General features: G+C 61.0%; 18 protein-coding genes. All 18 read right to left on the bottom strand.

The features are described from left to right. Positions 1 to 28: 28 nt before the first annotated feature. The 18 genes from BLQ12_RS08090 to BLQ12_RS08165 all read right to left on the bottom strand — a co-directional run bounded on the left by BLQ12_RS08090 (position 29) and on the right by BLQ12_RS08165 (position 19,697). Complete coding sequence (locus BLQ12_RS08090) at positions 29 to 2,149, bottom strand: hypothetical protein (RefSeq protein WP_092210059.1); 2,121 nt, start codon at positions 2,147 to 2,149, stop codon at positions 29 to 31. 253 nt (positions 2,150 to 2,402) lie between these two features. After that, positions 2,403 to 2,888 carry a hypothetical protein gene (locus BLQ12_RS08095; RefSeq protein ID WP_092210061.1) on the bottom strand — a complete coding sequence of 162 codons (486 nt, stop codon included), beginning with the start codon at positions 2,886 to 2,888 and terminating at the stop codon, positions 2,403 to 2,405. 15 nt (positions 2,889 to 2,903) lie between these two features. Then, on the bottom strand, positions 2,904 to 3,302 hold the full coding sequence (locus tag BLQ12_RS08100; protein ID WP_092210063.1) for a hypothetical protein: 399 nt from the start codon (positions 3,300 to 3,302) through the stop codon (positions 2,904 to 2,906). Positions 3,303 to 3,345: 43 nt separating this feature from the next. Beyond that, entirely contained in the window at positions 3,346 to 5,739 is a 2,394-nt protein-coding gene (locus BLQ12_RS08105; RefSeq protein WP_092210064.1) for a hypothetical protein, read from the bottom strand. A gap of 1 nt (position 5,740) precedes the next feature. After that, positions 5,741 to 6,490, bottom strand: coding sequence for a hypothetical protein (locus BLQ12_RS08110; RefSeq protein ID WP_092210066.1), 750 nt, complete (start codon positions 6,488 to 6,490; stop codon positions 5,741 to 5,743). A 269-nt stretch (positions 6,491 to 6,759) separates the two neighbouring features. After that, on the bottom strand, positions 6,760 to 10,470 hold the full coding sequence (locus BLQ12_RS08115) for a baseplate J/gp47 family protein (protein ID WP_092210068.1): 3,711 nt from the start codon (positions 10,468 to 10,470) through the stop codon (positions 6,760 to 6,762). Then, the gene (locus tag BLQ12_RS08120; protein WP_092210070.1) at positions 10,471 to 10,881 is read right to left on the bottom strand and encodes a GPW/gp25 family protein; all 411 of its coding nucleotides are present in this window, start codon (positions 10,879 to 10,881) and stop codon (positions 10,471 to 10,473) included. 4 nt (positions 10,882 to 10,885) lie between these two features. Next, positions 10,886 to 11,188: a PAAR domain-containing protein gene (locus tag BLQ12_RS08125; RefSeq protein WP_092210071.1), complete on the bottom strand. Its 303-nt coding sequence runs from the start codon at positions 11,186 to 11,188 to the stop codon at positions 10,886 to 10,888. Beyond that, positions 11,188 to 12,978, bottom strand: coding sequence for a type VI secretion system tip protein VgrG (gene vgrG, locus BLQ12_RS08130; RefSeq protein WP_092210073.1), 1,791 nt, complete (start codon positions 12,976 to 12,978; stop codon positions 11,188 to 11,190). Before vgrG ends, BLQ12_RS08125 begins: the two co-directional genes overlap by 1 nt. Positions 12,979 to 12,981: 3 nt before the next feature. Further along, positions 12,982 to 13,656, bottom strand: a complete 675-nt coding sequence (locus BLQ12_RS08135) for a CIS tube protein (protein ID WP_092210075.1) — start codon at positions 13,654 to 13,656, stop codon at positions 12,982 to 12,984. Then, positions 13,657 to 13,827, bottom strand: a complete 171-nt coding sequence (locus tag BLQ12_RS27360) for a DUF5908 family protein (RefSeq protein WP_175469584.1) — start codon at positions 13,825 to 13,827, stop codon at positions 13,657 to 13,659. A 15-nt stretch (positions 13,828 to 13,842) separates the two neighbouring features. Then, positions 13,843 to 14,343, bottom strand: a complete 501-nt coding sequence (locus tag BLQ12_RS08140) for a phage tail protein (protein ID WP_217640263.1) — start codon at positions 14,341 to 14,343, stop codon at positions 13,843 to 13,845. A 32-nt stretch (positions 14,344 to 14,375) separates the two neighbouring features. Next, complete coding sequence (locus tag BLQ12_RS08145; protein WP_092210079.1) at positions 14,376 to 14,834, bottom strand: phage tail protein; 459 nt, start codon at positions 14,832 to 14,834, stop codon at positions 14,376 to 14,378. A 43-nt stretch (positions 14,835 to 14,877) separates the two neighbouring features. Next, positions 14,878 to 16,494: a phage tail sheath family protein gene (locus BLQ12_RS27965; protein ID WP_092210082.1), complete on the bottom strand. Its 1,617-nt coding sequence runs from the start codon at positions 16,492 to 16,494 to the stop codon at positions 14,878 to 14,880. A gap of 2 nt (positions 16,495 to 16,496) precedes the next feature. Next, the gene (locus BLQ12_RS08155; RefSeq protein ID WP_092210084.1) at positions 16,497 to 17,366 is read right to left on the bottom strand and encodes a hypothetical protein; all 870 of its coding nucleotides are present in this window, start codon (positions 17,364 to 17,366) and stop codon (positions 16,497 to 16,499) included. Between the two features lie 10 nt (positions 17,367 to 17,376). Beyond that, a complete protein-coding gene (locus tag BLQ12_RS08160) occupies positions 17,377 to 17,961 on the bottom strand; it encodes a Pvc16 family protein (protein ID WP_092210086.1) in 585 nt (194 codons plus the stop codon). A 30-nt stretch (positions 17,962 to 17,991) separates the two neighbouring features. Then, complete coding sequence (locus BLQ12_RS27365; protein ID WP_175469585.1) at positions 17,992 to 18,132, bottom strand: hypothetical protein; 141 nt, start codon at positions 18,130 to 18,132, stop codon at positions 17,992 to 17,994. 68 nt (positions 18,133 to 18,200) lie between these two features. After that, positions 18,201 to 19,697: a DUF6765 family protein gene (locus BLQ12_RS08165; RefSeq protein WP_092210088.1), complete on the bottom strand. Its 1,497-nt coding sequence runs from the start codon at positions 19,695 to 19,697 to the stop codon at positions 18,201 to 18,203. Positions 19,698 to 19,774: the final 77 nt, after the last annotated feature.

Below are 19,774 nucleotides of genomic sequence, written 5' to 3' on the forward strand. Positions count from 1 at the left end.
CTGTTCGAGTTGGTATATGGGAAACCGATTATTTTTCCAGGGAATAGCTGTCAGCGGCGCCTCGCATCAGGGCATTGAGCATGCGCCCGTAAGCAATACGGAGCATCTGGTTGTTGGCGCGCCTCAGCCGAAACCTGATTTCGCGATAAATCGCGCGCCGCGAGGCATCCAGTCCGTGGCCGAAGAAGGGGGTGGGGTGTTCGGGGGAGGGCCCCATGACATCGCCTGCTTCAATGGGAAAATACGTAAGGGGCGGCACCCCCGGCCTGGCGTCCCAGTCCACCTTGACCAAATCCCCCGCAGCCATGGGCGCTTTGCCGGTGCCTGTCACGGCAAGGGCCTTCTGGACCTGTTCGGGGTTTTCCACCTGAAAGATGCCGAAGGTGGGAAACCAGATCACGTCGGCCACCTGGCTCGCCTTGAGAAGAAGGTAGGCGGCCACCACCCAGTTGACTTTGATATGACCATCTTCCAGTAAGGCTCTGAGTTCGGCGATTGCCGGACCGTCCACCACGTCGGCCATGCACATCATTTCAAAAATGCCCGTTTCCCCGAGCTTTTTCGCCGCGCCCACGACATCATCGGGAACGCCGGTGTCCGCTGTATCCTTCAACTCTTTCAGTGAAAGGAAAATCCCGTCGTAGAGCCAGTCCGGAAGCGTATGGATGGAGTAAAGCTGCTGATAATCCATGCTGAAAGAGTCCACGAGGGCCTTGGGGGCGTCAAAGATCTCGGTGATGCTTGCAGGTCTCGGGCCGTCATGCTTTCTGGGGAACACCTGCACATGGTCACAGTGCACCCAGGTCTCTTTCATGCGGGCGATCCGTTTGCCCAGTTTGTGGGCGCTGTGGCTGAGGCCGCATGAATTTTCGATGATGAGGTTGACGTTCTCCTCAAGCTGGTAGTCAAAGTCACAGACCTTGAATCCCCATTGGCCGTCGGGTACCGGATCGGGGATCTGGTGATAGTAGGTACGGTCCTGGCAGAAATACCACTCCGGCGACGTAATATGGGGCACGGCCACATCCACGAACTCGCACTTTCCCGCACCGTTTCGCACATCGAGCTTTTCCGCCTCGGGGGAGGTGTCCGGGACATCGCGGTACTCCACGGAGTAGCCCAGGAATTTCAGCGCCGTGCGGATCAGGGTAAAATCATCGATGAGGTTGTTGGCGTACATGGAGAGGTTGTAGCTCTCCTCCGGCTCAAAGAGGGTGTCGTCGTCATCGGAGACAGGCCCTTCGGTGATGTCCCTGCTGCTGTACCTGAAATCCGAGGTAATGATCTTGAACACGTCGTAGGGCTGAGTCGCCTCCGCCTCTTTCTGGCGGGCCTTCTGCTGGTCGATGGCCAGCTCCGAGACTTCATGGCCCAGGGCATCCATGCGACCCGGGGCGTAAGGGAAAAAGCTGTGGTCCACATCGTTCCAGGCGGAATTCACCCGGTTGAGGTCCGAGACAAAAAAAAGGGTCTCCGTGCAGTACACCAACCAGTCCTTTGAGTCAGCGGTCATAATCAGGTCAAAGACTTTTTTCAGGTTGGCGCCGCCAACGGCGGTGAGGATGGGGACCAGGTCCTTGAACACATTGACGATGGTCTGGGCGCCTGCAAACTCCACGGGAACCTGAAGAGGAATATCCAGCTTCTTTGACGAAAAATCGATGAGCTTTGCAAGGGCTTCAAGCTGGGAACACCGGTACAGCTTGTCCCCCCCCAGCGCCCCATGGGGCAGGTGCTCAAGCAGGGTGCTGTACCGCGTGTCTTCGATGGCCTCCACAAGAAGGATTTTGATGCGCTGGGCAACGGCCGCCATGACCTCTCCCACGGTTTTGCCCTTGGGAATCTTATCCTGCTTAATGACAAGGTTCAGGTCGCAGTCACCGGCATACCCGTCCCAGACCAGGGTGTCCGGGGGGTTGGGGCTGATCTGGGCCTTGAGGTTACTCAGGCCCAGCCCTCCCTTGACGCTCAGGGAGCAGAGTTCATGGAGGGTGATGGCACCAAGCAGCGGGCGGGTGTCGGTGTGGTACTTCTCCATAAACCGGTTGGCGTAGGCCATCAGCTCCCCCCGGATGGGGTCTATTTTCAGGAGCTGGCCGGTGATTTCACTGTCAATGGCTCGTTTGGTTGCAACCTTCATCCGTTTCATACGTTGTCATCCTCCCACGATCGGTTCGGTTTTTCGTGCCGTCACGGCATCGGTGAATGTAAAAAACGATGTAAGTATTCAGCTCAAAATGCCTCCGGCGGCCCTGCCGGGGGCCAAACGTTTAAAACATTTGACAAACAGGCCTTACGCAAGCCTTTCCAGGCTCCGCCGGAGGCAAGCTGAATCGTTACAAAACGATTATGTAAATAACGTGGCCCCCACTGCCTCCGGTGCCCCTGCCGGGGGCCGGCGTTCATCGAAAAGCCCCGCGTATGCCATAGACGCGTTTCCCACCGGCGATGTCCGTATACTGCGTCAGGGAATCCCCATGGACCATGGCCTCGAACTGAATGTCTGCCGTGGCCGGTTGCCCGGTGTACAACCCGTCGGTATAGCGCACATAGTGGGGGTCGGCCGGGGTACCGCAGATGAGCAGGTCCCCTTCCGCAGGGATCCTGTCCCGGCCGCGGAGAAACTCCCCGTCGCTTTTTCCGGTGAGGAGCCTGAGCAGATCCCGGCCGTACCCGTTGATGGTCTCTTTGCTTCGAAAGACATTCTTCTTGTCCGGTCGTCCGCCGGTGACCGTGGCCAGGTACACCACGGCACAGGCCAGGTATCCCCAGGAGAGGGTCGCTTTTTTCTCATTGTTTTTGCACCACACAGTCCATCCCGGGCAGCCTTCGATGGCCGAGGGGATCTCCTCTCTGCCACACGCGTAGGCCAAACAGTTTGCAGGCATGATTTTCCTCCGTTGTCATGAAGTCGTGTGACTGGGTTCCCGGCTGCAGGGCAGCAGGATGACTTTCCGATAGCTTCGGGCAAAATCCCCGATATCCCAAAACGTGGCATCCGTTCCGCGCAGCACAAAGACCCGGTTGCCCGACAGGGCCCCGCCGCTCCGCCTGCCGCTGTCCACGAAGCCGGGCCCGGCCCCGGGGATCACCCCGAGGTCACGGCTGCACTGTGCATCGCTGAGCCCGGAAAAAGAGCCCGAAGACGAGGTGGTGCACTCCGGGGCTGAGGCCCCCCGGAGATACTCCCGGACCTCGTTGCCGCTGAGCGGCCCTCCGGCTTTTGCGATGACCCTTACCTTCGGATGCGAAAAGCAGCCGTCCGAAGCCTCTCCATGCACCAGCAGCACAATGGTTTCCATGGCTCGTCCTTGGTTGTCATTCGGTGGGTGGGGCAAAGGCGACTTACCGGCTTTGCAGCAGGGTTTTCAGCGCATCGGCAAGTTCGTCCCGACGGCTTTCGTCTCCTCCTGCCGCGGCATCCTGCCAGCGGGTCCAGAGGGTTTCAAAGTGCTGCATCTCGTCAAAGGAGAGAAAATGAAAGGAGGGCTGAAGGTGGACCGGGAGCTGTCCGGCGACCATCTCCATGGTGATTTCGCGAAAGACGTCGCTGGCAAACCGATCGGTCCACGCGGGAAACAGAATGCTGATGCCGTGGACGTAAAAACCGTCCGGCGGGGTCTCCGGGTCTGTGCCGAAGGAGCGGGGCCTCAGGAGCAGGTGTTCCACCACATGCATCCCTTCGGTGGCCATGTTGATGTACATGAGGTAACGGCGCAGGAGATGCACCAGGTGGGCGGCCCTCCAGATCGTCCGGGTGCTGCCCAGGTAAACCCAGGTGTCCCCCATGTGAAAAGCGATCTGCACATCATCGCAGTCGGACAGGTGCACCAGGCGGTACCGGTTCAACTGACCACCGCCCCGCAGAAGGGAATCGAACAGGAGGTTGTGACGAAAAGGGACGATGGAGACCATCAACTCACGGACGGCCCCGCAGGTGAGCCGGGGTTCCTTCGGGGCGGGAGAGATGGGGGCCATGTGGCCGGACCCGTCAGCATCGAGGTCCGCGGCAAGGGTTCCGGCATGCAGGCCCAGGTAGTGTTCGTCGCTGACCAGCTCCAGGCTGTCCCGGGTGATGGCCTGGGTCAGGGAGTCATGCTTGTGATGGTAAAACCCCAGGAGAATCTCGCACTTCATTTGAAACGGCGGGATGTTTCGCTCCCCTTCCACCCGGTGCCCCGGACGCGACCCCCTGAACCTGTGGGCCGAGATCTCGGGCAGCCGTTTTAAAAGGGCGATGCGCACCTGGATCAGGGCCTCGTCAAGGGCGGTATCGCTGAAGTAGCTTCCGTCCCGGCGAAGGGGCTCTTTCTCCACCGTCTCCCCGTAAAGGGCCAGGAGGTGGGTAAGAAACCCGTTGCGGCGCCGATGAAAGGCGTCGTATTTTTTCATCAGGGCCCTGTGGGCGGCCTCGGGCTCTTTTTTGGTTCGAAGCCCGTCCATGCCGCTGATGTGACCCGAGTCAAGGAACCTCCCGAACCGGGTCCGCCGCACCGCAGGCTCCGGGGAGAAAAGGTCGGGCATGGCATCCAGGGTGGCCATGCCGTCGGCCAGGAACTGTTCCATCAGGGCCAGGTACCCCTTGAGCTGCCTGGCCGCGGCCTTTCGTTCCTCGGGATAGGAGGGGGGAACGCCGAAGGCGTTGATCCCGTAGACATTGGGAAAGTGGTCCTGGATGGAGGTGTACTCACCGAAATCCCGAAACGTCGCCTCCGGAAGGGTATAAAGCGATGCGGGATCGTGGGGCACGGGGCGCCGCCCACCGAACTCCAGGGCGGAGTAAAGCCCCTTGAACTGATCTATATCAACGGCAAGGCGCTTTCCCTCAAGAAAGAGCGCGACCCGGTTGTCAGAATCGTGCCCGGGGATGGCAAGGGAGAGTACACTTCCCTTGTTCTCTCGCTGGATGCAGACAAAGTGACGGAGCCCCCCCTTGAAAAAGCAGAGTTTTTTTACCGACACCACCCCTTCCACCTTCCGCACCGCCCCGATCACTTCGGTGACGGCGACCCTCTCCACCACGGACGAGCGCCCCAGCCGGGACAAAATACCGTGGCGGGTCAGGGGCCCATGGAAGACAGTGGCCAGTTCCACCTCCTCTTCCAGCATCGCCTGATGGGACTCCGGTCGGATTCCCGGCGCCAGGAGCCCGTTGCAGACATGGTAGATCTCAGCCATGACCACGGAAGGGGAACGGGATCCGTCGAGTTCCATCTCCGCTTCCAGGGTGTAGGGATCCTCGGTGAGGACCACCACCTCCAGGAGATCTTCCCCCAGGTTTCGAACGGCGTGGTATACGTCGGTGGCTTCGGCCATGAGATACGCCGCGTCCACACCCGGGGCCGCCCTCAGCAGAATCCGCCAAAGCCCTGGAAAAAGGGCCTCCACCCAGACATTCTCCACGCCTTCCAGCCGGTCGAAGAGGTGCTTTCTCAAGTCATCTCCCGTCACAGGCCCGCAGGGCAGGATGGCCTCGGGACTGAACATCCCCACGGCCTCCGGGACAAACCCCTCTTCCCCGGTGAAGTAGTCCACCGTGGGAAACCCCGTGCGATGCACCAGATCGGTAATGCCATAACAGAGATGCTCCAGCATGGTAACCCCGGGGTCGTGGAGGTTGTAGTCCGTCCACACCCCACCGGAGAGCTCCTGGATGAGCCGTATCCCCTCTTTGCGAAGGGACTCAAAGCTGGTGTCATCCCGGCTGAAATCCCGCTTTTTAAGGACCAGGGACCCCATCTCACACCTGCCCGGGGTCTAAAGGAAGAACACAGGATTCCATGAAGGGATCGTCCCAGAGCCGCGCAAGGCCGAACCGGATGGCGGCATCATCTCCGTAGGCGCGGCAGGTACGCATCTCCAGCCGATAATCATGGCGTTTCCCTCGCCACCGGATCAGGATCCGGTTGCGCCGGGCGTCGAAATAGGCTTGGTGCATCGTGATCTTTCCCCGGCCCCTGAAGGTGTTCAGGGCCACAGCATGCACCAGGGCATAGCGCCCTTCCCGCTTTTTACCGGCCCCTGCCGTGATCTCAAAGGCCTGGCAGCCGTCAAGGCCGCTGACCAGGGTATGCCAGCACCCGTCGGCCGGAATCAACCCCTGGCGAAACCGACCTGTCTGGCCTTCCACGGCAAGGGTCCCGCGCAGATCCAGGTCGGACCGGGGGTCGTCGCAGCCGATGCCCACCCGCCCGTCGGGGGTCAGGGTAAGCAGGCTCTTGCTGTCTGCGTTGCGGAGGTGAAACCGCCCCGTATCCGGGTGGATCCCCATGGACCAGTCCGGGCAGACCATCTCCATCTTCTGAAAGAAGCTGATGAGCTTCTCCCGCTCCCCGATGGCGGCGATCTTCAAGCCGTGCTCTGCGGACTTTTCAAAGCCGTCGTCGATGATGTTGATCACCGAATCGATCAAATCCGCGAACTGCTTTTCCGACGGCAGGGCGCCCTTCTTGAAATACTTTTTCAGGGTATTGCGGTTCTGCTGGGCCATGGAGTTCGCTCCGTTTGTCGTAACTATTCAGTGCTTAACATGCTGCCTTGTATGGTTAAGGTGCTCAAAAACAGCCTCCAACGGCAAGGTGTGCCACCTTGAAAGCGGGTTGCGGATACGCTTTGCCCCTCGTCCCTCGGGTCAAATCACATCCGCCTTTCATTCAGGCTATATTGGGGAATTTGTGTCAGATAGGTGTTTGGCAACCTTTTCAAAAGGTTGGCCCCCGGCAGGGCCGCCGGAGGCATAAACTGAACAGTCACCGTTTATCAAACAATGAATGTCCGCCCCACTTCGAGTTCCCCGACACCGGTACGCTGGGGGGCTATGGGACGGGGCTCGGGGATGGTCTGGAGATAATGGGCATCTGCGGGAACCGCAATACTCCAGGGGGTTGCGGGCCGGATTTCTTTCAGCGTGATGGAGACCTCTTCATCTGTAACCCCCTCGCAGGGGCGCTGGGCCACGTCATCGGCCCGGTCCCCTGCCATGATCACCGTATCCACCATGGCATACCCCTCTTCCGGGGATCGAATCAGGTGCAGCATGGAAAAATCGGTGACGGACACCACATCCGGGTGGGCGGCGATGTGTGCCTCCACCTCCACTTCGCGGACGCACCAGCCGAACCGGGCCGGGTATCCCACGTCCAGTACCCAGGGAGACAAAAAGTCACTGATGGAGCGGTGGACCCGTTTCAAGGCGTCCCCCTGCCCCTCCCTCAAGGTTAGGGTGCACCGCACCTGGATCCTTTCGTAGACGGGGTTGATCACATCCACCTCGGCATGATCGGGGAGCAGGCCCTTGAGGTAGCCTGCCATTCTCCCCAGCTCCAGGATGGTAAACAGCGGAGGCATGGAGCCCTGCCCCTGCCGGTCGGGCAGTACGGCCACCAGCAGCCGCCCGGGGTGCTCCCTGCGTTCCAAGCTCATGCCGGGAAAGCATTTCACCTTGCGAATCGCAGGCTCCCGCTCCAGGAGGAGCCGCTCCACATCCCAGGACGTTACGGCCCGGCCCTTGTGGCGAAGCCTTTCGCCGATGCGTGCCATGCGTTCCTCGGCGCTCTCCTCTCCCCTGCCGCCGAAGGAGTCCAGGAGCTGACGAACCGTCCCCACCCCGGCAAGGGGGGTTGCAGGCCGAAACGCACTCCCGCAGGGCACCGAGGCGTCGGTGGTTGCTTCGTGGTCCAGCCGGGCGAGGACACCGTTGAGCACCACGGTACGGCACCTGCTCAGGGATGCCATGACGTTCTGCAGGGTTGCCGGGTCACCGGACGGAACCATGGGGATGGCCCGAAGCCAGAAAAAACCGGTGGGCATCACGGTATGGTCGCTGGAAAGCCCGCTGGCCGGAAGGTCGAGGACCACGAGGCCTGAGGTGAGAAACCCCCGGGTGCTATCCAGGAGCACACACCGGTCGGGCAGCGCCTGCCACCGGTCCGCTTCAAGGTAAGCCCACCGGGTCTCGGGAAGGGGCAGGTGAAAGGAGTGGACCCCGTCCCCTTCCAGGCAGAAGAGGAGGTTCACCATGCCGGCCAGGCGTTGGCCGCTGATCCCTAAAAACAGATGGCCGTCGCCGTCGGCGTCGGGGATCAGGGGAATCGTCTCCCCCTCTTCGCGATCGTCCAGCCGGTCATAGCCCGAGGGGTAGAGGTGGTAAAACTGACCGGCCCCCTGGCCACAGGAGAGGTCCAGGGTCTCCACGGCCTCGTAGGCAAGGCTCAACCGGGACACCATGGGCGTGTAGGGAGCATTGGGCAGATCGGCGATGATCTTCCCCTTTGCCTTTGCCTCTTTCATCAGACCCCGTGTCAGGAGCTGGGGGTAAAGCGCGTGGCCGAAGGCCATCTCAGGGGCCACAAGTTGAAACCGGTAAAACCCGTTGCACACACCGGGACCGAACACAAAGGCCCCCTCGTCATCGGGCACGGAGTCCAGAAGCTTTTCGCTGGTGCAGACCAGGGCACCCGTGGTGGCCGGTTTGTCCCCGGGGCCGGGGTCCTCGGAAAACAGTCGGTACCCGGGGCTTTCGGCGTCCTCCACCCATTGCCCCTGCTTCAGGACCGCCATCTTCACCTTAAAGGCCCCATTGTCAATGGCCCCTCCATACGCCCTGTAGTACCGGGCAAACCCGCCGGACGACGCGGGAAGTTCCGCCCAGGAAAACTCCACGGTGAGCTTTTTCACCTCTTTTCCGGTGGACTCCCGGTGGCCCAGGACCAGAAACGAACCGCACTTGGGCAAGGGGCCGAAGGGGGCAAAGGGGGTGTTGGCATCCAGCATGCCCAGGTTGTTCGCCAGGCTCAGGTTCCGGGCGCCGTCCACCTTCACCCGGAGCACAATGCGCGTCAACCGCATGCGGGACAACAGCGTGTACGGGTTGACGTGGGCCTTGGGATTCAACACCGCCCGCAGCACGGGAGCCCCGGGTTCCCCCAGGTTGATGTCTCCGTGCATCTCGGCCGTGCAGGGCACCACGGCAGGGTCCCGGGGCTCCAGATCCATCTGGAAAACCAGGGTGGGACCGGCCTCGGACAGCCCCACCGACAGGGTGCAGTCGGACACCGGGTGCCAGCCCCCCTCTGCGGAGAGATACAGGTGAAAAGCGCTCCCGAAAAGAAGGCGCAAGGCCCCTGTACGCCCCTCTTTGCGGCTCTGCTCAAGGGTTGCCAGGGTGCGATGGAAAAGATCGGTGGTCCCGGCGTCAAGGGGGTGCGTGTGCACGGTCATCTCAATATGGCGATGTCCCTCGGCAAGGAGCAGCAGGGGGGCGGCCACGGCGAACCCCAGGGTGGCTTCACCCCCCTCTTCACCTTCGCTGTGGTGGGCGCCGAAGAGGCTCCACCCCACCCCTTCAGCCGGCGCTTCGTCGGCGGCGGGGTCCGCCACGTCGCAACCCGCATGGCGCACGGAGCTCACCAGGCCCAGATCACATTCCGGGGTGATGAGGGGATGACGTTCAAAAAAGAGGGTCTCCACCCGGGCCACCCGCCCATGGTGAACCAGGAGAGGACGGGAGGTTCGGCATCCCGCGTCATGGCCCAGGCTCTCTTTCCCGCCGAAAAACAGGGTCTCCGCAGGCACAGGGACAACGGGCTGGGAGCCGTCGGAAAACAGGGTCAGGTAGAGACTGTCGGAGCGCCTGGGCTTCAGGGAAAACCCCAGGATGTTATCGTAATAAAGATCCCTGTGGCGACCGGGCATCTCGTTTATGCGATCTGCGGCACGCTGGTACAGGGTGAGAAAGGCGATAAAAAGGCCCGCCGCCGGATCGTGGTCCCCGGTGGCCAGGGTTCGGGGGACCTGCTGCCGGGCCTTCTCCCGGATATGAAGGGCCGCATTGTAAAATGGCGAAAAGAGATCCGCGTGGACGCCGCTTTCCCCGGTCGCCCCGGCTTCAAGGGCCTGCATGCGCCCTGAAAGGGACCACACCGGGTGAAAGGCCGACGGATCCGCAAAGGAACGCTTGTCCGGGAGCTCCCGTTCAAGGGCATCCCCGGCAAGAAACAGGGAGGCAAGGGCATCCCCTAAACGGCTCTGGATAAGCTCTGAAAGGGCCCTTCCCAGCTCCGAGGGTTCCGGCCCTTTACTGGCTGTCAGGGCGTGGTACCAGTCGTTGAGCAGACGGGCCACCTTATAGATCAGGGCCCCCATGGCCCACCCGGCTTCTCCCTGGTGCCGTCCCCTGTACCGCCTCATCTTCTTTTCCGCATCCTCCAGGGGGGAGCAGGCGATCAGGGCCAGGAGCATGGAGGCATCGGTGGTGAAGGTGCCTTTCCAGCTTCCCGCAGGGAGGTTGCCGTCGCCGATAAAGGCCACCTGGTCCGAGAAGGCCGCTGCCAGGGCAAGGCGCCGTGTCAGGTCCATGCCGTCCACGGCGAGCTCCGGCGGGGCCGGGAGCCCTTTCAGGCGATCGTCCCGCCCTGTGCCGTCGGTGTCGGTCAGGGGGTGAGGCGTCTGTGGTTGGGTGTCGGGATTCATTTACAGGTTGGTGCCCTCAAGGAAGTAGAAAGGATAGACGATGTTGCTGCGGTTGTTGGTGGCGCGGACCCGATACGAGACGACAATGGAGAGAAAGCCTTCGGGCTCCCGGGACAGGTCCACCATCACCCGCTCCACGATGATGCGCGGCTCAAAAAAAAGAATGGCCCGCTTCACCCGGTCCTCCACATCGGTGAGGGTGCTCCTGTCAAAGGTTTCAAACACCATGGAAGAGAGGCTGCAGCCGTACTCCGGCTGCATCACCCGCTCGCCGGGTACCGTGGAGAGAAGCAGGTGGAGGCTCTCCTTGATGTCCTCCCCGCCCTGGGCCATGCTCGCCAGGCGCCCGCGTCCGTTAAAGGACGGGGGAAATCGCCAGCCCGAACCGAGGAACAGGGATGTATCGTCCATGGGGTTACCCTCCGATCATTACCGTAAGGCAGCCCATGGCGATGGTGCCGCCGTGGGCGGTGTTGTCGCCCACACGGGCTGCGGGACGTCCGCCGATCATGACGGTGGCCGACCCTTTGACAATGGCGTCCGGTGGGCCGACACAGGTACAGGTATCTCCCACCACGGAGGCGGGCATCTTGCCGATCATGACGTTGGGGACCCCGGGGCCTGTGACGGGGCCCCCCACGTGGGGGATGGGCGAAGGAAAGGCCGGGGTCTGCATGGGGCAGGTGTGCATGTCGGTGAGGCGGGCGGCGGGAGGCATCAGTTGATCATCACCATGGCCCCTTTGACCGTGGTCTGGCCCGAGGCCGAGAGCTCGGCGCTGGCGTTGCCCTTGGCCACCAGCCCCACGTCGGCCGCGGCATTGACGTTCATGCCTTTGAGCTTGACATCGGCTTTGGAGGTGACGCTGGCAGCGCCCATGGCATCCAGGGAGATCTTTCCCTTGGCCGTGACCGTGATGTCCTTGGGGCTGTCCAGGGAGATGCCCTTGTCGTTTAAGATGAGGGTGTTTTTGTTCTGGTCTTGCAGGGTGATGCCCTTGGCGTCGTCGCTGAGGATCACCTTGTTGCCCCCGGGAGTCTCCACGGTGATCACCTTCTTTTCTTCATCAAAGGTGATCTTCATCTTCTCCCGGGTGACAATGGCCTTGGTGTTGTTCTTGGCTTCGGGCTGGACCGGCATCTTGTGACAGCTCCCTTGAAGGGAGCCCAGGATCACCGGGTGACGAGGGTCTGAGTTGAAAAAGCCCAGGACCACCTCGTCCCCCACCTCTGGGATAAAAAAGGTTCCCGCGTCCTTGGTGCCGTACAGGGTGGCCATCCTGGCCCAGATCCCCGGGGTGCTGTTCTCCATCACGGGCAGGGAGACCTGGATCCGGGTCTCTTTGGCCGGATCCGCATCGAGCTTGGTCACGAGCCCCACCTGGAGCCCGTCCACGCCGGGAAGCTGGCCCGAGGCCTTGGGCGGGGAGATGTCATCCCTTTCTGCAAACCAGTCCGGGGAGAGCCCGAACTCCACATCCGTGTACCAGTCTCCCATGGAGATATCGTGGTGCACGGTGGCCACGAAGACCTTGCCGTTGAACCGGTCCCCCACCCCTTCCACCTCCACCAGGTCCCCCGGGGAGACCTTGGCGCTGCCCTGAAACCGCATGGTCCCGCGGATCCGTGCCAGCCCCGACTTGAGAAGGCGTGCATCGGCCCAGGCCTTCAGGGCATCACCCTCCATGGGGACGGCGCTTCGCAGCACCCCCTTGGGGTCCGCCACCACCTTGGCGAGTTCGGCTGTGGTGATGTTTCCCTGGGCCTGCAGTGAGGGTTTGGACCCGGTCTTTTCTGCAATGGCAAGGGTCTTGGGATCCCAGGAGACCCCGCGGGAGGCCGCCACCTGATGCCGCGCGTCCATGTCGGCGCGAAAATGAATCAGGTCGTCCCCCCAGGTGACCTTGAGCACTGCCGCCCCGTCGGTCTTGGGGGGCTTTACCGAAACCTTTCCGTCGGCCACGGTCACCAGAAGCCCGTTGGCATCGGCCCGGGTGAGCATGAAATCCCAGTCCGTGGCCTGGTACTGCACCATGCGGGCATGGGTGGGGCGGGTGGATGCAACGTCTGCGGACAGGCCCGGGCAGGCCTTGATCAATTTTGAGAGGATGGCGCTGTCGGCACTGTCCGTGTGGTTGGTGTTCTTCCGCACCGAGCACAGGGCCACGGCCTTGTCCCGGCACTCCACCACAAGGTGGGAGCCCCCGTCGTGGATATTGATGCCATGGGTGATCACCACCCCCTTGAACACCGGGACCGCCACCTTGCCGTACCCCACCTCCAGGGTGATCTCAGCGCCGGGTTTAAATGCCTTGTCGCTGCTCACCTCAAAGGTCTTGTCGCTCATGTCGCCGTCGATGAGCACCAGCTGGGCCCAGGGGATCCGGTTGATCTTCTTGTCCACCACCGCGGAGATCACCCGGCATTTCTTCTCATCCACCTCACTGCCGCCGCTTTTCACCACCAGCTTTAAGACACCGTCGGCCTCTTTTTTCGGGGAATCGGGCACAGGTCACCTCAAGGGGGGAAATCGAAGGCGGGTTCCCGGCTCTATCCGCCTGAAATTGACCAGGTTGTTGATGCGCGCCACATCCGGGTAGTACGCATCGTCACCGTAAATTTTGCGACACAGGGCCGGCAGGGTGTCAAAGGCCATTACCTCGATGAGGTGGGTCATGTCCGGGGATTCGTTGGCCTTTTTCTTCACCTCCTCCTCTTTGCTCAAAAACTCGGTAAAGCTCAGCTTCACCTTGGCGCGCAAGGGGTCCCCGTCGGGTTTGAAAAGGGTGTATTCAATTTCCAGGGTATCGAGGCGGCCGTAAAACAACGTCGTGCCCCAGAGGACCTTCACCACGTTGACGTCGTGTTGGCTGCCCTCGTAACGGCTCACCACGGCCCTCAGGTTTTTCACCTGGGTCTTCACGTCATCGGGGTCGGTCACCTCCACCACACCGGTGCCATCCATGACGATGTCAAAGGAGAGCTTGTCCGGGCTGACCCGGGTGAACTTCTGCTCGCTGCCGATGGCCCCCTGGGCCTGGTCTTCGCTGAAGCAGATCCCCAAGGTCCTTGAAAAACCGGCCGGGTTGATCATCACCTCGAAGCTGTCCCCTTCGGCCCCAAGCTTGCCCTTGGTGACGGCAACGGCGGTGAGCTTCAGTTTTTTCTTCAGACCCGATCCCAGCATCTACCGCTCCTTCTGCTTTAGAAGGTAATCGGCCAGCCGCTCCATGCAGACGGCCACCACCTCTCGCTTCACCCGCTCCATGCCGCTGCAGGAGAGGGTCTCACGCGGCTCTCCTGCAGGACCTGAAGAGATGGTGGTCCGCACCACCATCTCGCGAATCTCAACCGCCATACGGCCTCCTTGATGTCAGATAATGCGAAACATGTGGTTGTAACTCAGCTCAATCTCTTCGATGGCCACCTCGTTGCCGGTGGCGTTGAAGGGGTCCATCTTCCAGTTCACCGGGTAGGCGTTGGCAAAGAACCACCCACGCACCGGGAGCCGGTTTTCGTCCAGCAGATACACAAGGACAGGCATGGGGACCAGGGCCACATGGCACCCCGACTCAAACACGGACTTGCACCAGATCACCAACGGGGAGGTGACATCGGCCACCCCCCGTTTCAACAGGAGCTTGGGATGTCTCACCCCCTTTGGCAATCGGTGGACGTAACGGTTCTCTCCCCCTTCCACCACCTCTTCGAGTTCCATCTCAGAGCCGATGCCGCCCACCTCTTTAAACGAGGTGTCGGTGGCTCCCTGGGTGGCCGAAAAGACCACCCGGAAATGAAACGACGCCGGCAGGGCGCCACCGAACATCCCACCAAGGGGGAGAGACATAAGGCCTGCATCCGGTATACCTATCATGGTACGGACTCCCTTATCTCAGACGGTGACGATCAGGCGTTGGCGATCACCAGTCCTTCATGGGCGATCTCAATGGACTCAATGGCCACTTCGTTGCCGTCGGACTTCATGTCCGTGGCCTGGATCTTGGTGGGCCAGGCGTTGGCCAGGGTCCAGACCATGGTGGGAGCCCCGGTCTCGTCCAACAGGCTGATGGTCACCGGAACCCTTTTGATGGTGTTCATCTTGATCTGGTTGAACCAGTCCCAGAACTTGTTGTCGGACTTGAAGACACCCTTTTTCATGGTCACATTGCCGCTCTTCTTGATCCCGGGCATCTTGATGGTGGAGAACTCCGGGCTGTCCCCATGGCGGTATTCAATGGGTTGTGCCTCGATATCCAGACCGGACACCTCCTGAAACGACATCACCTCCGAGTCCCATTTCACCTCAAAGTGAAATTTGGGCATCGGCCAGACCGTGGTCGATTGTGCGGAACCGTCATCACTCATGGCATCTACCTCCTTTAATAATCGTTATCATCGCAGGGCCCTGTCAGGATTTCTGCATCTGCTGCTGGAAGGTGATCTCGATGAACTCCGCAGGACGAGACACAGCCACAAGTACCGTGACGCGCAGGATCCCTTCCAGAATGTCCTCCGGCGTCATGGTCTCCCCGAGACCCACATGGACGCTGAAGGCGTCCGAGGGCACGGCTCCGGCAAGGCCCCCTCGTTTCCAGATACCCGTCAGGAAATTGGATATCATGCTCTTGACCGTCACCCAGGTGTTGGCGTCGTTGGGTTCGAACACATAGGCCTTGCTGGCAAGGCGAATGGACTCTTCGAGCATGATCATGGTACGCCGCACGTTGATATAGCGCCAGTCCAGGCTGTTGCCGTCCAGGGTCCGGGCTCCCCAGCAGAGGACACCTTCCCCGATAAACGACCGGATGGCGTTGATGGACTTGCCGCTGGTGGGGACGTTCAGGTCTTCCTGGTCGTCGTGAGTGATGTTCACGGACGGAGCGATCACCGCGTTCAGGCTCACGTTGGCCGGGGCTTTCCAGACCCCACGGGCGTTGTCCACCATGGTGTAGATCCCGGCCATGGCAGCCGATGGGGGCAGGCGGTTGAGCTTGGCCTTGAGCTCTTTGCACATGGTCTTGAACAGAGGGCTCACCTGCACCAGGGTTTTGTTGAGGAGCTCTTTTTCGTCGTCGGCAAGGGAGGGGTCCGTCATCTTCTCCAGGGCCTCTTTAAGCTGGGCCTTCTTGGGATCTTCGCCCCCCGCGTCCCCGCCTTTGTCCCCGCCGGAGTCGCCGTCAAGGCCCAGCTCCTCGGAGATCAAGGTCTTGACCATGTCTGCGTTGCTGATGCTCTCATAGCCGAGCTCTTTGTCCTGGACGATGGAGGTGTCCACCCAGGGATAATAGGCCGCCGCAAAATCGAGGTAGTTGATCCCCAGGGCATTTCGGAACTGGTCGATGCAGTCCCCTGCGGGGTCCTGGCGGTCCCTGTAGCCGTCGTAGACATCCAAAATGGCGACCCGGTTCCGCATTTTGCCGCCACAGTGCTGAAGGGCCGCCTGCTGAACACCGGTGCAGTCCGCATCCTCGAGAAGCACCGCCTCGGGAACCACCACCATGGTGGGTTCCTGCTCCTTGATGAGCTCTTCGATGCCCTTTTTAAACCGGTCCGCCTCAACGGCTGCCTTGTAGTCCCCCACGGAGACGATGTAGCAGGGTCCGCCGCCGTTCTGGAAAAAAAGGCGCATGCAGTTGTAGAGGATGTAGTGTCCCTCGGACTGGTCCAGGGTGTAGGCTTTGTCGTTGAAGGTAAAATCCATGGCCGCCGGGGCAGAGCCGCCATCGGCTGCGGGTTCGGCGGCCCCTGCCTCACCGCCCTCTGCGGGCGGGGGTGTCGCTGCTTCGGCGCCGCCACCCTGCGCTTCGGCCAGGGTGAACTTGGGGAAAGGCGCCCCGCCGAAAAAGCTGTGGAACTCCGCCATGGAGGTGATGCGCCATGCCTTTCCGGCAAGGGACTTCCCTCCGTTCACCGCTTTTTCCGTATGCCCGATAAAGGCTGGCACGGCTGTTGCCACCTCCACCACCGAATTCGGAAACGCGCTTTTCTCGACGATGTAGACACCCGGTGTCTTCATTTGACCCATGTTCACCTCCCGTAAACGTAATGATTGACGAAAATATCCGAAACAAACACCTTTCCGTTGTCCAAATCCATGCAGTGCAGAGGATCCGACGGGGCATTTGGCAAAGCCTTCACAAGGGTCCGGGCCCGACCGCCCCCCGTGCATGTCAACTGAAACCGCCCGGCACCCTTCCATTGAAGGCCAAGGGGCCGATCCGATACAAAACGGGCATAGTAGGGATGCCCCTGGGCACTGAGCCCGCCGGCCAGGCCGAAGGAGACACTCCCACCACGATCAACGATGCGAAGGTGCTCAGGATTTCCATCACAGGGAATGAAATAACGCCAGAAGGTCTTGCGGTTCTCAAAATCAAGCCTGCAGACCCGGGGGCACCCCTCAAGGGCTCCCTGAAGATAATCCCTCCCCTGTCGGGACCTGCAGTCCAGGCGTATCAGAGCAACGGGTGACGACGCCAGCTCCTCCCCCGTACAGGTACCGTCCGCCGTTAACGCATCTGCACGGACCAGGGAGTCCTGTGCCGGGGGATTTCGAATGCAAAGGGATGGGTCGAGTCCGTCCTCCCTGTAGGTTCCCTGAATGAGGCTGTCCCTGGGAACCTCGGGAAAAGCCGTATAATTCCAGAAATCGTCCCGTCCTGCAAGGACCAGAATCGTCAGCATCAAAGGTTCTACGGTGTCTTCGGTGTAGGCCTTGAGCTTGGGGAGGTCGGTGGACTCAAAGCAGATCCGAAGCCCGCTCTCCCGGGGGAAAAACCGCAGACCGGCCTTGTCCGCAATATACCGGCAGTGCCGGGTGGGAACAAAACGCACCCCGGCCCCTCCCCCCGCTCCGAAATAACTGTGCCTGCCTTCAAGAAGAAACAGCGTCTTCACTGGGCACCCCTTACCGATGGGACTGGCCTGCCGAGGAATCCACACCGGACAGGCTGGTGACCTGCTTGCCAATCCCCCTTGAGTCAATGGTGATGATACGCATTTTGTAAACGATGGAGGGAAGATACCTGCCGCTGATCACAGACCACAGGCTGCTCAAATCCCTTAAGTTCAAATTTTCAATGTCCATGACGAGCTTTTCGATATCCCCGTTTAACTCAGGGGAGTTTTCTCGGGTAAAGACGGGATTTCCCTGAAAAAAAAGGGCTGCATAGGAGATAAACTTCAAGGCCTCTGCATAATTGGACCCCGGAAAATACGCGGACACAAGGACATAGGCGTTGAGATGAATGGGCGGAAAACCGATGTTCGTGAGCCCGGTCTCCTTTGACCCCTGCCGGATAAAAGCGGCAGGGACCTGCTCTTTTTCGATGTTGACCAGGCTCACCACCAGCTTGTTGTGGATCTGGGCCTCAATGGATCCGTCCTGGTCCAGTATCCCGGACATGACGGCCACGTCCTGGGGAAGGTCAAAGACCCCCCTGAGGTACCCGTTGAGCGAGCCCGTGATGTGCTCGATGGCATGGTGAAGCATGCGGCGCCCCCCTTTGTTAAAGCCCCATGGTCAATGGCCCGCCGCTGCCACGGCCATGGAGATCCCAAGAAGGCCCCCATACCCCAGAAAACCGGAAACGCCCAGGAACATGGCGACACACCCGCCAAGGGCAAACCAGGCCAGCGCATGGTGCAGAAGTGATGAGTTCATGGAATCGTTCTTTCGAAATGGAGGTGAGAAATGCGGAAACATGGGCTTTTTTTCAAGGCCATGGGCCTTCAGCAGAAAAACAGGGTCTCGATTTCAAAGGGTGAGGTGGCCCTCTGGAGGGCTCGGTTCCTCAGCTTGAGACGCGCCACCTGATCGGAATAGTAGTACCCGCCGGAGCCCCTCCCCTTGGGGAGCCAGAACTCGGCAATCTCATCAAGGAGATGGAACTGGGACGGCAGGCAGGCTGAGGTTTTTGCAAAGGGCAGCACCTTCACCCTGGTCCCCGGGGTCTGGAGCCGTTGGAACAGGTGGGCAAACACCGCTTTGGCCGCGCAGTTCCATTTGATAAAGGGAAGGCCCGTGAACTCCCGGACGGACATCTCCCCACCCCCGGCAGATTTGACCTGGGCCGCCCACGCATCCCGGGTGGCGTCATAAACAGCCATGTCAACGCGAAGACCCGGCTTGATCACCTCGGTAACCAGCGCCCCCCACCGCTCTTCCGAGGCCCGGAACCAGGTATCGGCGGCCAGGTTCATTCCCGAATCGTAGAGGTCACGGTCGCACGCCTCATGGGCTGTCGGGCAGATGACCCGGCCCACGCGCTCAAAAAAAGAGGCGTCCAGGCCAAAGGCTTCGTCTGCGTCGCTATCCGATGCAAGAAAGGAAAAGCGTTCCCCTGCACGCACAGCCCGAAGGGCACGCACCATCTCCATGAAACAGGTCAAAAAGACCTCCGGGTTGTTTCGGTTGGTGTCGGTTTTCCCGTCCGACCAGCAGGGCTCAAACTCATAGGCAATGGACGAAACATCGGGAAGGTGGCCCATGTGGCCGTGCCCCACCCGGGTGGCGTCCATGGGCACCTCGGAGTAGGCCGTCAGGGGCGCTGCCGGTCCCCTGCCAACCCGCCAGGGCCAGGCGATCTCCTTGGGGCTTCGCTTGCGGGGAATCCAGCGGCGCCCCTTCCAGCTCCCCTTGTTCGTAAAGGTACCTGCGTTTCGCCAGATGCCCAGGCGCGGGGCATTGAGCTCCGGGGAAGCGCTGCCCGCAAAGTCCTGGTGGCCATAGGTGTCTGCAAACACATGCATGCAGATCCCCACAAGCATCAGGGCAAGGTGACGGTCCACCGCAGAAAGCTCCCCGTACCGATCCACGGCAAAGTTGACAAGCTCCCTGGCCGCTTCGCTCCCCGGACGGCAGAGGGCGTCCAGGGCTTCCCCGGCCGGTCCCCTTCGAACCACCACCGGGTCCTTCGGGCTCGGCGTGTTCCCGGGCAGGTAGTGAAAGGGCATCCAGATCTGCCGGGTTTCGTCGACTTCAGAGGCTCCGGCCCAGGTATTCAAATCGGCCACCGCCGTGATGATGGGGGTAAAGACATACCCGCCCCCTGCGAGCACCCACACCTGTCTGGGGTTCCGGTTAAGGGGCCGGCCCTTGTGGGTGACAGCCTCCGTGCAATCGTCCACGAACTGCGCCGCAGTGGCGATGGTCAACGCCTCTTTACCGGAGAAACCGGCCCGGGAAGCCGCCATGAACGTCCCGAAAAAATGGAAATCTCGATCCACCAATGGCCTCCTTATAGATAGACGGGGGAACGGGTCCTGGCATGCCCTCGAATGCCATGGAATCACAACTCCCCGCT

Origin of the sequence: Desulfoluna spongiiphila, assembly GCF_900101345.1 — a bacterium.
Taxonomy (GTDB): domain Bacteria; phylum Desulfobacterota; class Desulfobacteria; order Desulfobacterales; family Desulfolunaceae; genus Desulfoluna; species Desulfoluna spongiiphila.

Excerpts from the sequence above, each read along its gene's own strand:
- BLQ12_RS27360 (WP_175469584.1), bottom strand. The coding sequence starts at position 13,827 with ATGGCGGTTGAGATTCGCGAGATGGTGGTGCGGACCACCATCTCTTCA.
- BLQ12_RS08145 (WP_092210079.1), bottom strand. The coding sequence starts at position 14,834 with ATGAGTGATGACGGTTCCGCACAATCGACCACGGTCTGGCCGATGCCC.
- BLQ12_RS08115 (WP_092210068.1), bottom strand. The coding sequence starts at position 10,470 with ATGAATCCCGACACCCAACCACAGACGCCTCACCCCCTGACCGACACC.
- BLQ12_RS08135 (WP_092210075.1), bottom strand. The coding sequence starts at position 13,656 with ATGCTGGGATCGGGTCTGAAGAAAAAACTGAAGCTCACCGCCGTTGCC.
- BLQ12_RS27365 (WP_175469585.1), bottom strand. The coding sequence starts at position 18,132 with ATGAACTCATCACTTCTGCACCATGCGCTGGCCTGGTTTGCCCTTGGC.
- BLQ12_RS08110 (WP_092210066.1), bottom strand. The coding sequence starts at position 6,490 with ATGGCCCAGCAGAACCGCAATACCCTGAAAAAGTATTTCAAGAAGGGC.
- BLQ12_RS08125 (WP_092210071.1), bottom strand. The coding sequence starts at position 11,188 with ATGCCTCCCGCCGCCCGCCTCACCGACATGCACACCTGCCCCATGCAG.
- BLQ12_RS08140 (WP_217640263.1), bottom strand. The coding sequence starts at position 14,343 with ATGATAGGTATACCGGATGCAGGCCTTATGTCTCTCCCCCTTGGTGGG.
- BLQ12_RS08105 (WP_092210064.1), bottom strand. The coding sequence starts at position 5,739 with ATGGGGTCCCTGGTCCTTAAAAAGCGGGATTTCAGCCGGGATGACACC.
- BLQ12_RS27965 (WP_092210082.1), bottom strand. The coding sequence starts at position 16,494 with ATGGGTCAAATGAAGACACCGGGTGTCTACATCGTCGAGAAAAGCGCG.
- BLQ12_RS08160 (WP_092210086.1), bottom strand. The coding sequence starts at position 17,961 with ATGCTTCACCATGCCATCGAGCACATCACGGGCTCGCTCAACGGGTAC.
- BLQ12_RS08100 (WP_092210063.1), bottom strand. The coding sequence starts at position 3,302 with ATGGAAACCATTGTGCTGCTGGTGCATGGAGAGGCTTCGGACGGCTGC.
- BLQ12_RS08120 (WP_092210070.1), bottom strand. The coding sequence starts at position 10,881 with ATGGACGATACATCCCTGTTCCTCGGTTCGGGCTGGCGATTTCCCCCG.
- BLQ12_RS08095 (WP_092210061.1), bottom strand. The coding sequence starts at position 2,888 with ATGCCTGCAAACTGTTTGGCCTACGCGTGTGGCAGAGAGGAGATCCCC.
- BLQ12_RS08090 (WP_092210059.1), bottom strand. The coding sequence starts at position 2,149 with ATGAAACGGATGAAGGTTGCAACCAAACGAGCCATTGACAGTGAAATC.